14 protein-coding genes are annotated in these 16,337 nt (G+C 28.3%); 1 reads left to right on the top strand and 13 read right to left on the bottom strand.

The features are described from left to right. Positions 1-40 precede the first annotated feature (40 nt). The 9 genes from B3W71_RS17870 to B3W71_RS17830 all read right to left on the bottom strand — a co-directional run bounded on the left by B3W71_RS17870 (position 41) and on the right by B3W71_RS17830 (position 10,677). Positions 41-862: a Cof-type HAD-IIB family hydrolase gene (locus B3W71_RS17870; protein WP_346890297.1), complete on the bottom strand. Its 822-nt coding sequence runs from the start codon at positions 860-862 to the stop codon at positions 41-43. Next, entirely contained in the window at positions 862-3,267 is a 2,406-nt protein-coding gene (locus B3W71_RS17865; RefSeq protein WP_346890296.1) for a transglutaminase domain-containing protein, read from the bottom strand. The genes B3W71_RS17870 and B3W71_RS17865 overlap by 1 nt, the downstream gene beginning before the upstream one ends. A gap of 4 nt (positions 3,268-3,271) precedes the next feature. Then, the gene (locus tag B3W71_RS17860; RefSeq protein ID WP_346890295.1) at positions 3,272-4,441 is read right to left on the bottom strand and encodes a DUF58 domain-containing protein; all 1,170 of its coding nucleotides are present in this window, start codon (positions 4,439-4,441) and stop codon (positions 3,272-3,274) included. Next, a complete protein-coding gene (locus B3W71_RS17855; protein WP_346890294.1) occupies positions 4,428-5,384 on the bottom strand; it encodes a MoxR family ATPase in 957 nt (318 codons plus the stop codon). The genes B3W71_RS17860 and B3W71_RS17855 overlap by 14 nt, the downstream gene beginning before the upstream one ends. A 204-nt stretch (positions 5,385-5,588) precedes the next feature. Further along, positions 5,589-6,938, bottom strand: coding sequence for a VanW family protein (locus B3W71_RS17850; RefSeq protein WP_346890293.1), 1,350 nt, complete (start codon positions 6,936-6,938; stop codon positions 5,589-5,591). Positions 6,939-7,084: 146 nt separating this feature from the next. Further along, the gene (locus tag B3W71_RS17845; RefSeq protein WP_346890292.1) at positions 7,085-8,347 is read right to left on the bottom strand and encodes a magnesium transporter MgtE N-terminal domain-containing protein; all 1,263 of its coding nucleotides are present in this window, start codon (positions 8,345-8,347) and stop codon (positions 7,085-7,087) included. 549 nt (positions 8,348-8,896) lie between these two features. Then, positions 8,897-9,031 carry a hypothetical protein gene (locus B3W71_RS17840; RefSeq protein WP_346890291.1) on the bottom strand — a complete coding sequence of 45 codons (135 nt, stop codon included), beginning with the start codon at positions 9,029-9,031 and terminating at the stop codon, positions 8,897-8,899. A gap of 29 nt (positions 9,032-9,060) precedes the next feature. Continuing rightward, positions 9,061-9,723: a hypothetical protein gene (locus B3W71_RS17835; RefSeq protein ID WP_346890290.1), complete on the bottom strand. Its 663-nt coding sequence runs from the start codon at positions 9,721-9,723 to the stop codon at positions 9,061-9,063. A 66-nt stretch (positions 9,724-9,789) separates the two neighbouring features. After that, positions 9,790-10,677, bottom strand: a complete 888-nt coding sequence (locus B3W71_RS17830) for a YegS/Rv2252/BmrU family lipid kinase (protein ID WP_346890289.1) — start codon at positions 10,675-10,677, stop codon at positions 9,790-9,792. Between the two features lie 255 nt (positions 10,678-10,932). Between B3W71_RS17830 and pssA the strand changes: the two genes are divergently transcribed. After that, positions 10,933-11,445: a CDP-diacylglycerol--serine O-phosphatidyltransferase gene (pssA, locus tag B3W71_RS17825; protein WP_346890288.1), complete on the top strand. Its 513-nt coding sequence runs from the start codon at positions 10,933-10,935 to the stop codon at positions 11,443-11,445. 54 nt (positions 11,446-11,499) lie between these two features. Here the strand turns inward: pssA and cax are convergent, their stop codons facing one another. The 4 genes from cax to B3W71_RS17805 form a co-directional block, all read right to left on the bottom strand. Beyond that, positions 11,500-12,600, bottom strand: a complete 1,101-nt coding sequence (gene cax / locus B3W71_RS17820; protein ID WP_346890287.1) for a calcium/proton exchanger — start codon at positions 12,598-12,600, stop codon at positions 11,500-11,502. Between the two features lie 112 nt (positions 12,601-12,712). Beyond that, positions 12,713-13,591, bottom strand: a complete 879-nt coding sequence (sdaAA, locus tag B3W71_RS17815) for an L-serine ammonia-lyase, iron-sulfur-dependent, subunit alpha (RefSeq protein ID WP_346890286.1) — start codon at positions 13,589-13,591, stop codon at positions 12,713-12,715. A gap of 5 nt (positions 13,592-13,596) precedes the next feature. Next, positions 13,597-14,277, bottom strand: a complete 681-nt coding sequence (sdaAB, locus tag B3W71_RS17810) for an L-serine ammonia-lyase, iron-sulfur-dependent subunit beta (RefSeq protein WP_346890285.1) — start codon at positions 14,275-14,277, stop codon at positions 13,597-13,599. 378 nt (positions 14,278-14,655) lie between these two features. Next, positions 14,656-16,311, bottom strand: coding sequence for a nucleoside kinase (locus tag B3W71_RS17805; protein ID WP_346890284.1), 1,656 nt, complete (start codon positions 16,309-16,311; stop codon positions 14,656-14,658). Between the last annotated feature and the right edge of the window lie 26 nt (positions 16,312-16,337).

Here is a 16,337-nt window from a genome sequence, read left to right as displayed (position 1 = left end):
TTTATGTAAAGTTTATAGTTCTAAAAACTTCATTAACACTCTATTTTAATATAAACTCTTCAATTACATGAGCTACTCCATCATCTTCATTACTAAAGGTTATATAATCCGCTTGCTTCTTTACAAATTCTTCTGCATTACCCATAGCTACACCTAATCCTGCAAATTTAATCATAGAAAGGTCATTTTCGTTATCACCTATGCAAATTACTTCATTTCTATTAATTCCATAATACTCACATATTTTCTTTACTGCTTCACCTTTTGATGTTCCCTTTTTCATAATTTCAAAACTTCCATCCATAGAGCTTACTACTTCAAATTTTTTTAACTCCAAAAAATCTTTCTTTGCGACTCTAACTCTATCTTTGTCATCATCCATTACCATAACTTTAATTAAATTTATGTTCTCTTCAAAAAGCTTTTCCCATTGACTTACGATTCTTATTGCTACCTGTCTATTTCTAGGTAACGTTTCATTTGCTTTACTATATGCTAATGCTGAATGTTTCACCTCTTCTGTGTATATTGTATCTGTACTATAAAATTGAGGCATAATACCATGTGTTTTTAATAAATTTAGTATTGATATACACTCCTCTTTGTTTAGATACTCTTCATATATAGCTCTATCCATATCTTTTTCTCTAATATAGGCTCCATTTGAAGCTATAATAGGAGTTTTTACCCCTATTATATCTCCATAGTAATTGGCTGATACAAATATTCTTCCTGTGGCAACCACAAATCTAGCTCCCTTATTATATGCTTCATTAATTGCCTTTAAATTTCTTTGAGATATCTTCTTTTTATTATTTAATAATGTGCCATCCATATCAACACAAATTAATTTATATTTCATTAGTCCCTCCATAGAATAAATACAAAATATTTATTAGTAATGTATTTATACCATCTTTCTCTCTCCTTAATATAATTTTCAATATACATGAAATATTCCTTTTTTTCAAACTTTCCAGGTAATCTTTCTCCATAAAACTCATCGTATACTAAATTTACAATAGTTCTTAACCTATTTTGTAGTTCCTTGTCTTTAATACTTTCCACAAACTCCAAATCTCCACTACTTTTACTTTTTATTATATCTTGAGTCTTAAGTCTTTTTAAATAATAATTATATAAAGGTATTGCACTTTTATTGTTAACTATTATTATTTTATTAATTTCAAAGTTTCCTACAAATATAGCTATTATTATAGCCATTAATCCTACAAATACATACACTCCAGTATATTGATTAAATATATTATCTTTTTCTATTTCACTATCACTTTCATCAAATCCAGGTTGATTTTTATTAAGTTTATTTTTCTCTGATTCATTGCTAGCACTACTTTCTGTAGATGTATTTTCTAACTCAACGGCTTGTCGAGCTTCTTCATATTCAGTTGGGGTAGGTGCTGAATCCACTATTGCCCATTGATTCCTATACGGATTTATAAGTATTTCTGCCCAAGCATGAGCATCAGCATTAGTGACCTTATAACTACCATCTTCCCCTTTATTATCTGACATTTTGAACCCTTCTACATATCTAGCTGGAACTCCCGCAATTCTACACATCATTACAGTAGCAGAAGCAAAATAAGTACAATACCCCTCTTTATCTAATAATAAAAAGTTACTAACAAAATCACTATATCCACTATTATTTCTCACATTAGTAACATATTTATAATTCTTCATTAAATAACTTCTAATTGCTAAGGCTTTATCATGAGTAGTTAATTTCTCTACAAATTTTCCTTTAGTTTCAGCTTCATCTCTCATTATATTATTTACTATTTCATAGACTTCATCACTTATAGGAGCATCCAACTGAAGATATTTCATGTAATGTAACATAAATTCATTTAAAATAGTACTTTCTCTATTTACATTTTCTACACCTTTAGATGTATCTATAGATGAAATTAAATATTCTTTATAAGAATAATCATCGACTGCAAACTTTCTTTGAGGCAACCTATAATTCTCAAATATTGGAATTTGTTTGTACTGTGAGTTTTGAATACCTTCAAGATAATTATCAAAGCCGCCATAAGATAAGTAATTAACATTGTAAGGTTCTTTTATCTCTACATCACTCATAAATACAGGAATTAAGTCCAAGAATAAATTTTTATTATTATCAATGATATTATTACTATTATTAGGAGTAAAATAAGAAGTAGTTTTAAAGTTTCTTTCTGGTACTATAGTTAGAGTCTTTTCTTTAATATCAAAAGTCTCATCATTTGTTGCCTGTATAAGTTTATACATGGGCATATTTGAAGTTGCATTAACTTCACCTCTTCTCATTACTTTCTCCTCAGATTTTATCCACGACCTACCTGTGTATTTGTCCATAACTTTTCCTCTTAAATAATAAGGCTTATCTGAAATTACTTTAAATACCTCTCTGTGATTTATAGATATAGACCCACCTAAAATCGTGGATGAATCACTATATCCACTTTGCTTAATAGAAAAACTTCCTTTCACCGCTTCTAAAGACGGATTTTTTTCATTTTCTTTTTTCTTTTCAAATTCATTTTTAAAATAAGTAAAAACACCATTTACAGTTCTACCCTTATATTCCTGAGGCAGTATTAATACTATTTGTGGAATTACTAAAGAAAGTATAATAATTAATGTAAGCATGTGTATTATATTAACATCTGTTTTAATTTCTCTTACTTTATATTTTTTACATCTTTTAATATATTCTCCGATTCCTAAAGTGATAATGATTGTCCCTATGAAATATGGGATATTAGAAATAACATTTTTATAGAAGATTTGATACCAAAAAACTATAAAAACACTTATTGAAAAAATCAAAGGGGTATATATAAACTTCTGAGTGATAGCTATAAGAATAACAATAATCAAAGGAATTGTTATGGAGAATATGTGAGTAAACTGTTCAAAATTAATGCTTTTAGCCTTAAGGGCTGCATTATTTATATTTCTTAGATTACCTGATATTACTTCAATTTCCTTTAATATAAATATTCCAGAAGTTTTATAAATAATTATTGCCAATAAAATGAACGTAATTATAAAAAAGATTACTCTTTTCCTTGCATTGTTAAGTATCTTAGAAAAAAATAAGTAGATCAATACTCCCATAGTAAATAAAAAGGCTAAAAATATAAAGTTAAATTCCTCTATTTTAAAACAAGCTATTATAAGCTTTATCACTAACGCAAAATTTATAATAACTAAAAATAATTTTAATATTTTTTCATCAATTACTCTCATGATATCACCTTACTTTTTCTATGCTGTAGCAATTTATACCCTTATTTAACATGTGAAAAATAATATCATCACTGATCCCTGGTGCTTTATCTAGATAAAATAATGTAACCGCATATCCTTCTGTAGATAAGTCTATAAAATAATCTATATTTTCTTTACTCATATCATAGGTTATTATTACAACAGCACTTTTTTTATTTATGTTAAGCATTAGTTTTTTCATGAAAAGTGGTAGTTTACCTTTTCCTTCGCTATACTTACTCACCATATGAGTCTTTAATCCCTCTGAATGCTCCATATTACCAATATTAAAAACTTCAGTGGTCTCTCCTATAATTATAGCTTGTGAATTAGCACCTCTCTCCTGCATATAATTTATTAAAGATAAGAAAAATTCTACGACTTCTTCTTCTTTTTCTCCGGCTTTATCTAAGCTAAAAGGATCTTCTCTTAGATCTAAGAATACATGTATACGTGGACTTTCACTACTTTCATATTCCTTTACAAACAGCTTTCCATGTTTTGCAGTAACTTTCCAATTTACTCTTCTATAGCTATCTCCAATCCTATATTCTCTAATATTTTTAATAGTTTCTAGGCTTTCTGGACCTTTGTTTAACTCCTTCATTACAGCTTTAGTATTAAATTCTCTTAGATTGGCGCCTCTTATTTTAATATTTTTCAAGGAATATGTGCTAGGATATACCTTTATAGTTTCCCTGTGATTATATTTATTTTTCCAATTAAAAACTCCAAATATATCACTAATTACACTAGTTGTACTGCCTAATCTATACTCACCTCTAATTGGTATATTTATATCTCTTTTTATAAATTTATTACTATTAATATTAATCGATAGAATATCGCCTCTATACCTCTTCATAACTTCTTTTAAAAGAGAATTTTCTATTTCTATATAGGATATCGGAAATATAGAATTATTGTATATTTTTATTGTAATATTATTATTTTGACCAGCAATTATCTCTTCCTTATCACTAACTACATCAATATTTAAATTTTTTCTTACAAAATAAGTATATATTCCTGTAATAATTAACACTATAAGAAGACAATAAAAAATAGAATATGGTAGATTTCCTCCCGAAAATAGCGCAAATATAAAAGCAAAAACTATTAATATAAAATATGACTTTTTAATCTTCACCATATACTCTCACCTTTGGAGCTATTACCACATTTAAAATTTCTTCTAAAATATTCTCTACCTTTATTCCTCTTGCAATGGAACCATTAGTTAATATTAATCTATGAGAAAGAGCCAACTTAACATTTTCTTTAACATCTTCTGGTATTACATAGTCTCTCCCCTTTATTAGTGCTGTAGCTTGCGCAATTCTAAGTAATCCTATGGATGCTCTTGTACTTCCCCCTAATACTATTTCTTTGTGATTCCTTGTGGCATCAATGATGTTTACTATATACTTATTAATTTCATTATTTACTTTTATTTCCTTAACTTGTTTCTGTATATTTATTATATCTTCCTTATTGGCTACAGGAGTTAACTCATTCAATGGGTTTTCACTTCTATATAAGTTTAAAATATATGCTTCATCCATCTTGCTTGGATATCCAAGATGAACTTTTATCATAAATCTGTCTAATTGAGCCTCTGGTAAAGAAAAAGTTCCTTCATATTCAATAGGATTCTCCGTAGCCATTATAAAAAATGGTTCTTCTACTTCATATGTCACTCCACCTTCTGAAACTTGCATTTCTTCCATTACTTCTAATAGAGCAGACTGTGTTTTAGGTGATGTTCTATTAATCTCATCTGCTAAAACTATATTAGAAAATATAGGACCCTTATTAAAAGTAAATTTTCCTGTACCAGCATTATAAATAGAAATTCCAGTAATATCTGAAGGCAGTAAATCAGGCGTAAATTGAATTCTACTATATGTCAAGTTCAAGCTTTCTTTTATAGCCTTTATCAAAGTTGTCTTTCCAACTCCTGGTACATCCTCTATTAAGATATGCCCCCCTGAAATCATTCCCTTCATAATATCATAAATTTCTTTTTGTTTTCCAATTATAACTTTTTCTATATTACCTACAATACTCTCTATCAGTTCTACATTGTTTGCCATTTTAACTCCTCCCTAAGTTTTGTCCATTACTTTCTTCTTAATATTTCGTTAGCATACCCGAAAAAACCTTTTAACTTTTTGGAATTTGCTAAAATTTTACCCAGTTATAGATATACTCTCTATAACTGGGTAATAATTTTAATCCTTTACTATTTTAACATATATGGATATTTAATTCAAATAGATTGGGACATTGTAATAATTTTAATCTTTTCCCATTCTAACTATAGTATTTTTACTAGCATATATACTTTCACCAACTAAAACCTTCTCTACTATCTCATCTTTATCATATCTAACTCTATAAGTATTTACTATATAGCCAATTTTCCCATTTTGTTCCACCATTATGCTACCTTCACTTAAGCTATAGTCATAAATAATTTCCTTTTTAGGCTTAATCTCTTTTACTATCTCATTTTTTATTTCATAATTAGGTTCTTTATCTTTTTCATTAGAGAATATATTGAAAGTTATTTGCTTATTTTGCACAATAGTCTCAAGCAAAACAGGATGATTAAAGTTATTTTTAAACTTAAGATCTGAAACTCCATAAGATATCATAGCATCTTGTCCCATCGGAACATAGGATATTATCTTACTATGATTTCTTCTTTCTGTTATAGATAAATTACTTTTTAATACAGCATTATATAAAGTTGAAGAGACTTGACATACTCCTCCCCCAATTTCATCTACAAAAGTTCCATTTTTAATTACCTTTGCATATTCAAATCCCTTTCTAGGCGTAGCTGCACCCACAGCCTTATTGAAACTAAATTCATCTCCAGGCATAATTACTGTATTATCTATATATTTAGCTGCCAATTCAATATTTCTACATCTACCAAAGCTAGAATTTCCAAAGCTAGTTGTATATGATGATATTTTAGTATCTATACTTTTCAAATCCTCTTCCATAATCTTAGGATATTCCTTGTTAAAGTTTACATTTACAAGAATATCACTATCATCTAGGCTATTATCTATAGCTTCGCGAATACTTTTATTTAAATCATCGCCATCTATTTTTCTTCCAAGTTCATGAGGGGTTATAATAAAGCCATTCCATTCATGATCTATAGTTGCATTTATTGCTGATTTATTTTGTTCTTTTTCCATAACATTTAAAAACTTATTAAAACTCTCTTCATCCAAGGTTGTTAAGGTGTAAAATTCTCTATTTACACCTTTTTTAATATTTTTATATTTACCTATGAATTTATCTTTCTTCCCATAAAGTAATGCCATATCAACTATTTCCTCTACATTTTTCTGAACACCTAACTCATCAAAAGATATTTCATAACTTTTTTCATCAATCTGAACTTTTACATTTTTATTTGCATTGATACCTGTTATATCTTTGCATACTTTATCTATAGCCGCCTCTCTATTTAAAAGTGAAACATCTATTTTATTAATGCTAATTCCTTTATATATAAGATTTTCATGACTTTTTATAATAATTTGCATCTTTATTGCTATAAAAGTAATTATAATAACTAATATGATTATTAGTAATAAAGTTATTCTCATAAATTTCTTTTTCAAAACATTCACCTCCATATGTAAATATATGAGGCTGATGAAGTTATTATAATATCTAAAAATATATTTTTAAAAATAAAACCTTAGATTAAACATTTTATTTAATCTAAGGTTTTATTTTAATTCATCAATTCACTCTATATAATATTTTATGCCATCCTCTTGATTCTACGTTTCCAACTTGGTGATAAAATTTGATCTATAATATCTCCCATTACTGCAACTCCACATAACTTATCTTCTTCATCTACCACTGGTACAGAATATAAGTCATACTTTACAGCAGTTGCTATAGCAGCATCAATCTCATCTGTATCCACTACTTTAAATGTCTCTGTATTCATAATAGATTTTAGTTTAGTTTTTGGTTCTGCTATAACCAAATCTATAAGAGATACTGTTCCCTGTAGTCTTTCATTCTTATCAATAATATATATATAATGAGCTACTTCTTCCTCTGGTTTAAGTTCTCTCAGTATATTGATTGTTTCTTCTATTGTTATATCTATGTTAAAAGATATAAAATCAGTATTCATTATATTACCAACTACTTCATCTTCATATTTCATAAGATCTCTTATTTCATTTTCATCATCATCATCTAAATTAACTAATACACGATTAGTGGTTTCTTCATCCATATTATCTAGCATGTTGGCAATCTCATCGTTAGGCATGATATCTAATATCTTCTTTGCCTTATCTTCGCTTAAATTTTTTAGAATATCCTTTACTATATCATGGTCCATTTCCTCTAAAGTATCTGAAGCCAACTCAATATCTAATCCATCTATAACTTTAACTCTATCCTCTGATGATAAATCCTCAATAATTTTAGCAATATCAGCTGGATGCAACTTACTCAGCTTATTATATGGCGTTGTAAGCTTTAAAGATGAATCTACCATCTCTAAAGATTGAACGCTCTCCCAGCTTATTAAATTTTTTTTTGGTGTTTTATTAAATAAGGCATATGCATTCTTTATAGGATTCTCAATCTTTAATTTTCTTGCAAGTGCTAAAGTTCCTGATTCTACCCCTACTACAATTAAATATCCATTACTTTTAACCATTTTTAAATCAACAACTCTAACTATCTTTTTGCCATTTACGTCTACTATATCCTTATCTAATAAATTTTTTGATAAAAGATATGAATACTTTCTTGGAATTATATCCTTAACTTGTACAACCTTAATAATATATTTACCATTTTCTTTATATACATCAATATTTCTAAATTCAAAGTTTTCAATTTCTCTTCCATTTTTAATCTTGTATCCTATAGCTCTTGGATAGCCATAATCTGTAGTTACATAAATATCTTCTAACTTTCCTATGCAATAATTTAATTCATCATAAACCCACTTGTTTAGAATACTACTTAGATAAAATTCTGATAGTTTTTCCATATTCTTTCCTCCTTAAATAGAGGAAAATGCATATAAGTGTCTAAAACTTAATAAACAGTATTCCCCTATTTCTATTCAATTTATAAATATCATCACAGTCCGTGCACAACAAAGGCCCACCGTCCATTAATTTCTCACCACCTAATTAAATATATTTCATATATTCATTATAATCTACAGATTAAATTTTGTAACTATATTATTCAAATTTGGTTGAATTTCTTCATATTTATTTAATATCATAATTTTTCTCTATTTTCATGCAAATTACTACACTTTGCTAGGTTAATCCAATTTTTATATATTAATTTACCATAATAATCCTAATAACCCTATTAATATTTGTCTCTTATTACGTCAATATAGTTTAATGTATAAATTAGTGCGAGAAAAGAATTATATTATTATTAACTTACTAATATTATCATTAGTATTCTCATTAAAAGTTTAATTACTCGAAGTAAGTTTATATAAGCAAGCCTATGAAAAATAATAAAGGATATTTAAGATTTATATTCAAACCTTAAATATCCTTTTAAATTTTAACTTCTATATTTTATTTTTATCTCTATCATGCTCTGCTAATCCATCTTTTACTGCCTTTTTTATAACAAAATATAAGAAATATAAAAATGGTAATATAGCTACAAAATATAATAATATTATGTTTGTTATTTTATTCATATTTCCCTCTCTTTAAATAAGCTAATAACTTATCTCATACTTTTAACTAAGCGTTGCTTAAAGGTTCTAATGCTTCCATATAGCGCTGCCATCCAAGCCAAATCACCTATCAATAAGTAACCTATATTTTCACTACTTTGCAGTGCTATTGCAGTGGTTCCTATAAATACTAATGAAGCTATACTAATTAATGCTGTACCCCACTTTACACTATGATTATATCTAAAGCTCTTTATCCCCATAAAGAAGGATAGTCCGTTAACACATAATAGTATTTTATATGGTAGTGAGTTGTTTAAAATAATATTATATCCATAGGATAATGAAATATAGTATTCCATAGGAATTTTAAAAATACATGCCAAATAAACCACTATACCTGCAATAAAAACTCCATAAAACCACTTTATATTCATTCTTGTGTTTCTATAAAATATATATAAACATGTATATATATTTATGGGAATATATATGATGTTTAAGAAAACTAGGTTTTTCATTAAATATACACTTTTCATATTATCAGCTAGAAGAAGTATCAACAAACTAATTATTCTAATTATAAGTAAAATAAAAGATATTGTGAGCACTTCCTTTATCTTAACAGGACAATACTCTATACTTAAGGTCACAGCCTCATAAATCAAAAACATCATAGTTAAAATTAAAAATAAGTATATATAAATATTCACTATCCACACTCCAAAATAATAATTATATTTATATATATATTATTTTTTATTTATTTTATGAAAGTATTATTCTTCCTTATATCCTATTATTTTAATAGCCCTACGTTCACAGGTAATTTCAAGTGGTAAATCAGGTCCTTTTTCCCCATCAATATCTGTTGCTACATTCTCATCACACTCTATGACTAAGTTCTTGCACTTAAAATAAAGTATTCCATCTAAATCAGTAACCTGTCCCTTTCTCATCATAATAATTAAATTATTAAAAGCATTCTTTAAAATTTCCTTTTTTATAACCACTACATCTAGTAGGCCATCGTCTGCTTCTGAGTGATCTGCAAATTTAATATTTCCTGCTGTTTGACCATTAAACACTAGTAACGTATATATTTTACCTTCAAAGTTTATTACTGGAGAAGTAATCTTCACATTTATCTTCTTTAGATTCTTAACCTCCTCTACAGCTTTTAAATAATAAGCTAACTTTCCCATGGTATTTTTAAGATTACTATCAGTTTTTTGAGATATATCTGTAAACACTCCTGTACTAGCTACATTAACAAAGTATTTATTATTTATTTTACCAAGATCAAAACGTTTAACCTTTCCTTCTAAAATCTGCTTACAAGCAGCAGAAACATCATTTGGTATCCCTAAATATTTGGCAAAATCATTAGCTGTACCTACAGGCAAAAAACCTACAGGAATATCTATATTGTTTTGCTTCATCTTATTTATTACTGAATCAATAGTACCATCTCCACCTGCTATTAATATATACTTATAGCTTTCATCTATTTCAATAAGAGTATCTCTAATATCCACATCATTACTAATTCTAAAGGGTTCTACAGTATATCCATACTGTTGATGAATTTTTATTACTTTATCTATGTCGTTTATTATTGAATTTTCTCCCGAATAAGGATTATAAATAAATTTAACTCTTTTCATAATTTCCTCCTAAATTATTTATAAATAATTTAACTTATTAATTTAATTATTCCCATTAATATTATTTGTAAGTATACATCTATATTATACTTTATTCCCTTTAATCTATATCATATTACCATTTAAAAAACCTTTTTTCAAATTTTTTAAATTTATTCATATTTTCCTACTTCATAATTAAATCTAATTTTCATTGCATATATATTTTACAATAGTAATTAAAATGTATATAATAAGGTAGAGGTAGGTGATAATGTGAATAAATCTATTATCCCAAATTCTATGACTTTGGGTAACTTAATTTGTGGTGTTTTATCGATTCAACTTACTATAAATAATGATTTTACTACAGCTGGAATTTTAATTTTATTAGGAGGAATTCTTGATAGATATGATGGTACAGTTGCAAGGTTCCTAAATACTCACAGTGAATTAGGGAAAGAACTTGATTCTCTAGCAGATTTAGTTTCCTTTGGTGTCGCACCATCAATTTTAGCATTTTCCTTATATGGATTTATTAACTTTGGACTTTTAGGTAAAATTTTATTAGTATTATTCCCTGTGGCAGGAGCTTTTCGTTTAGCTAGATATAATTGTACAGAATTTAATAATGTATTCACAGGCATACCTATAACTGTAGCTGGTAGCCTATTGGCTGTACTTGAGATTTTTTCTACTGTAAGACCTATACCATCAATAATTCCTATGGTATTTATTACATTACTTTCATATCTTATGGTTAGTCATTTTCAAATTAAGAAAAAATAAAATAATAATATTAAAAGCAACTNNAGTTGCTTTTAATATTATTATTAATGTAATCTAAGCTACATAATAATACGAGAGAGTCACTACTATATATACAGCTATAAGCAATGCTCCTTCAAACCAATAAGTTTTACCATCTTGAAACACAAAATAAGACATGCCCATAGCTATAGACATGGTTACTATTTGAAAAGTTGAAAACAATAAATTTACCTGGAACCCCATAAAAGAAGAGCAAATAATTAATACAGGAATTACAAACATAGTAATTTGTATACTTGATCCTATGGCAGTTTCCAGACTAGCATCTATTTTATTTTCTAGAGCACAAACTATACTTGATGCATTTTCACCAAATGAGCCTAAAAGTGGAATTAAAATTACTCCTATAAACTCTTGTGAAATTTTATACTCTTCTACAATAACATTTACACCACTCACTAGCTTTTGGCTTATGAAATATAAAAGTATTGTTATTAATATAATTAATACAAAAACTTTCCTAGTTTCATTCTTATTTACGTCTTTTGAACATATCTTTTTTTCATCTAATATGAATAAATTGCTATGGGTATATAATGAAAATATTAGACCTAGTATATAAACCAGTATCAATACTCCACCTATAATTAAACTTAATTTTTGAAAACTGCCATTATCAATAATAGAATATCTATTTAAAGCCGATACAATTATTATAGTAAACATAACTAAAAATAGCATATTTAAATTTGTACGTGCAATTATTTTATTAAATTTCTGCTCTCTATATTTTATTCCACCGCAAAACACAGCAATTCCCAACCCTAATAACATATTTGTAACAACAACTCCTAAAAGCCCTGCTTTCGCCATGGAAATCATCCCATACTTTATAGACCAAAGCCCCATCATAAGCTCTGGTACATTTCCTGCTGTAGCTGAAATAAGTCCTCCCCTTTTCTCACCTATATAATCAGATATTTTTGATGTTCCTCTGCCTAATAAAATTGCCAAAGGAATCATGATTAGTGAATAGATTATAACATTAACTATGCTTGAATCTATATTTATAAAAAGTAATACCATAGAAATTAATAATACCACCAAGGTAACTACTTCTTCTCTTTCAATAAAACCTTTTAACTTGAACTTACTTTTCTTAAAGTCTTTCATGCTTTCCTCCATAATATTACATAGATATATATTTACTCTATTCATATTATAAAGAAACAGTTACACCTATGTTTTTTCTTAAGGTGTAACTGCATTAAAACACTTTATATTTTTATTTTTTAGAATATACTTTCTCCTTTAACTTTTGACCACATGGAGTTACTGCAAGACCACCTAAGGCAGTTTCTCTTAATTCACTAGGTAATCTCTTTCCTATTTTATACATAGACATAACTGTATCATCAAAAGGAATTTTACTCTCTACTCCCGCCATAGCTACATCTGCCATAGTAAGAGCACTTACTGCTCCTGCAACATTTCTCTTAGCACATGGTATTTCAACTAAGCCTGCTATTGGATCGCAAACTAGCCCTTCCACATTCTTTATTACCATAGCTCCTGCGTCAAAGGCCATCTTTGGAGTTCCTCCCATCATTTCTACAACAGCAGCTGCAGCCATGGCAGCCGCGCTACCACACTCTGCTTGACATCCACCTTCAGCACCAGCTAAAGTTGCATTTTTTGCAATTAAAATTCCAACCCCTGAAGCCGTAAATAGTGCAGTTATCATCTCATCATCAGTTTTATTTAACTTCTCTCCAGCAGTTATAATAGCTGCTGGTATAATGCCACAGCTCCCTGCAGTAGGTGCTGCCACTATTCTTCCCATAGCAGCATTAACCTCAGAACAAGACAAAGCTCTCGCCATAGCCTTCACTATAAAGTCACCACATAAAGTTTCTTTTTTCTCAAAATATTTTCTAAGCTTAGTTGCATCTCCACCTATAAGTCCACTTATAGATATAACCTCTTTATCCATGGCTTCTTGAGCTGCCGACTTCATAACATTTAGATTATCTCTCATCATTTCTATTAATTCTTTCCTAGAACTTTCTGAAGACTCCATTTCCTCTCTTATAGTATATTCTGCAATTGATATGTTTTCTCTATTACATACTTCAATTATTTCACTAGCCTTTGATAAAAACATAAAATCTACTCTCCTTTCATTGGTGGTAAAATTTCCTCTACATTTTTCACATCTTCTATATTTCTTATTTTGTCTACCACATCATGACTTGCTATGCCATCAGTTTCAACTACAGTTGAAGCTTCCAATCCTTTAGCTTTTCTATATACATTCATTGACGCTATATTTATATTTTCATTAAATAAAAGATTACTAATCTTATATATCATTCCTGGCACATCACGATGAGTAATTATAAGAGTTGGATATTCTCCTGTAAAATGGATACTTTGTCCATCTAACTCAAATATAACTATATTTCCTCCTCCTATAGATGAGCCTGTAACTGTAGTTTCTGTGCCTTTAGAATCCTTCATTATAAATTTCACTGTATTAGGGTGTACATCTCCTAGATCAGTTTCTTCAAAGGTAAATTTTACACCTCTTTCTTCTGCTATAGTAAAGGATTCTTTTAGTCTATAATCCCAAGGATCCATACCTAAAATTCCTGCTACCAGTGCCCTATCTGTACCATGGCCTTTATAAGTTTTTCCAAAGGAGCCATGAAGTAAAAATTTAACTTCTCTAACATCATCTTCTGCAATCTTTGCAGCTAATTTTGCAAGTCTTGCAGCTCCTGCTGTATGTGAACTTGAAGGACCAATCATTATAGGTCCCATAATATCAAATACGCTGTAACTTTTCATAATTTCCTCCTATAAAATACCACTCTAGCCTATACTAAATTTAAATCTTCTATTGTCTCCTCAATTAATTAATTTTAATTTAGTATACCCATTTAGTATAATGTCACTATTTAAACATTAAAAACATCTAACTTTTTAATAAAAAATTAGGTATCAATACATGTCCACTATAGTTATACCATAATTTCATATATATAATAAATATTATTTTCAATACAAATAGAGCTAGATAATAGTATTACGTATTTAACACTATTATCTAGCCCTTTCTAAAATATCTAAACTTATTTTTCTACTAACTTAGAATGTATATAGAAATATTAAAACTATACTAATACATCTAATTTTGATTATACACAATTTAAATAATTCATTAATTTAGTATTGATAAAAACAACTTCCACCTATAAATTCTCTAATTAAGGAATTAGTTGGAACCACATCCTTATCTACTTCCTTAAAGAAATGTAAAAATTCTATAAGTCTTCTTGCTTCATTATAAACTGTACTTTGTGGCTGTACTTTATAAAGCTCTGCCAAAGCATATTTCTTTAAAACTGCTAATTCATATATAAGTGCTGAGTTGAACATCACATCTGCACCTTCTTGATAAGGAAAAATATTTTTATCTTCTCCCCTTCTTATAGACGTCCACATTTTTAGTGTATATTCCACATCATATCCTCTAGATAAATAATCTCTAACTATACGTCTAATCATCCTTACATCTGTAGTTGCTATTCTATTATGATCATCCATATTTATTTGAGTTAAAGGACTAATATATATTTTGAACTTGTGATTATATGGAATAGAAGCTGTTAAAACTTCATTTAGACCATGTATTCCCTCAATAACTATTACACCTTCATCTGGAAGCTTAACTTTATTTCCCAGCCATTCTCTTTTTCCTGTTATGAAATTAAAGGTTGGAAGTTTAACTTCTTCTCCATTTAGAAGCATTTGAAGATGTTCATTAAATAACTTTAAATCCAGTGCATTTATACTTTCAAAATCATATTCACCAAACTCATCCTTTGGAGTCTGCTCTCTATCTATAAAATAATCATCTAAGGATATAGGTACTGGAATTAAACCATTAACTCGCATTTGAACTCCCAGTCTCTTACAAAATGTAGTTTTACCCGAAGATGATGGCCCTGCTATTAAAATTAGTTTTATATTGTTATTTTTCTTTATTTTATCAGCAATATTGGCTATCTTTTTCTCATGTAAAGCTTCCGCAACCCTTACTAAAGTTACAATATCACCATGTTCAATTTCATCATTTAGAGCACCTACATGTGCAATATCTAATACATCTCCCCATTTTTCCGCCTCATAAAATACTTTAGCCAATTTCTTATGTTTTTCAAACCTTGGAATTTTTGTTGGTTCTTCTTGAGTTGGAAATCTAAGAATAAACCCTGGATCATAGTAAATTAAATCAAAATATTCTAATAATCCAGTAAAAGGTATCATTAGACCATAAAAATAGCCTATTTCTTCCTCTAATTTATAAATTACTAAGCTACTTTGATTCACATTACTAAAAAGACTAACCTTATCCTCCATACCCGCTTCTTTAAATAGCTCTATAGCATCTTCTCTACTATAATTTTTCTTTTTAATCTCCATGTTAACATCGATTATTTCATGCATTCTCTTCTTTATTGCATATATATCATCTATCCCTAAATGTACATCCTTATATATTTCTCCAAATAGACCCTTACTCAAAGAATGTTCAATTTTTATTCTGCTATCTGGAAATAAGTCCTTAGTAGCTTTAATTAAAACGAACTGTAAACTTCTTATATAACACATCATTCCTTGCTTATCTGTAATATCAATAAATTCTAAATCACAATTATCTTCAAGAATTGTTGATAACTCTTTAAGCTCTCCATCTACTTTAACTAAAACTATAGGCACTTTATGATTGTATCCATACTCTTTCATTAAGTCATAACAGCTTATTCCCCTATCAACCTCTATAGTTATCTCTTTTATTCTTATTTTAATTTTGTCCATACCTTCACCTCTATTATGATTATTTC

The sequence above is a fragment of the Clostridium sp. UBA1056 genome (genome assembly GCA_002316385.1).
Classification (GTDB): domain Bacteria; phylum Bacillota; class Clostridia; order Clostridiales; family Clostridiaceae; genus Clostridium_J.
Note: the sequence above shows the minus strand (reverse complement) of the source record. Positions and strands in the feature narration are given on the sequence as shown.